Source organism: Lactobacillus sp. UMNPBX19 (assembly GCF_002553805.1).
Taxonomy (GTDB): domain Bacteria; phylum Bacillota; class Bacilli; order Lactobacillales; family Lactobacillaceae; genus Lactobacillus.
In genome coordinates this window covers 1-493 of sequence record NZ_PCYR01000098.1, presented here as the reverse complement: position 1 = coordinate 493, position 493 = coordinate 1, and the positions used below count along the sequence as shown (strand labels likewise).

The window sequence follows — 493 nt, the reverse complement described above, 5'->3', positions numbered from 1 at the left end:
ATTCGTTACGGTCTTTTACTCCTTTCAAGTGGTCCGTTGGAGAAGTGATGGCTCCGCTAATCATGGATATTTGATTACTAGCAAGCTTATCGATTTCTTTCGGATCATACTGTGCTAGATTAATTCCAGCCCATTCACAAATAGAGTTAAAGAGAACTCTTTTAGAAAGGTCGAATAACTCAAAAGTGCCATGTTGCTGATCGAGTTCGGTTGCAAGATTTTGATCTAGAATAGCTCTATAGTCTTCCATACGTTCTGGAGTCATCAAATCCATGAAATAATTTTTACGTTGATGGTGTTTCTTTCCATCTATCGTCTGTACGCCGTCTTCACCAAATAAAGTTTTCAATACTCCTTTTGGCATAGACCCTTCCCGCTTGAAGTTTTCAGGATTATAAAATTTACGCGCTGCTTCTTCTCCATAAACGGTTGTAATTTCTTCTGTCAGAAATTCTGCTTTTGCTACTGGAGCATCTGCTTCTTCACGAAGCTC

1 pseudogene is annotated in these 493 nt (G+C 39.1%); it reads right to left on the bottom strand.

Features of this window, described 5'->3' with window-relative positions:
- Positions 1 to 493, bottom strand: a pseudogene (locus CP370_RS09250) (cytochrome P450); the annotation flags it as partial.